The organism is Oleiphilus sp. HI0125 (genome assembly GCF_001635355.1).
This window is the reverse complement of record NZ_LWGF01000420.1, coordinates 1-298: the sequence shown is the minus strand read 5'-3', so window position 1 is coordinate 298 and position 298 is coordinate 1. Positions and strand designations below refer to the sequence as shown.

Annotated in this window: 1 protein-coding gene; it reads left to right on the top strand. The window is 47.3% G+C overall.

Annotation, left to right across the window (positions count from 1 at the left end):
* Positions 1–298: UTRA domain-containing protein (locus A3762_RS05685; RefSeq protein WP_156493267.1), on the top strand; the 298-nt coding region annotated here is incomplete at both ends.

Here is a 298-nt window from a genome sequence, read left to right as displayed (position 1 = left end):
GCGGGTAACAATCCGAGAGGCTTTGAAGTTGTTGGAAACAGAAGGCTTGATTTATCGGGAGAACCGACGTGGTTGGTTTATATCCCCACCTAAATTGCGTTATGACCCAAGTGTTCATGGACGGGTTAGTTTTGTCGATTATGCAAGGCAACAGGGTTTTCAACCGAGCACCCAACTCCTTTCGATTAAGTTGACCGTAGCGGACCGCTACATAGCTTCGGAAATGCAAATTGCTGTTGGTAAGCCTGTATATCAAGTGAACCGCCTACGTAGCCTAGATGGACGGCCCGTTTTGTAT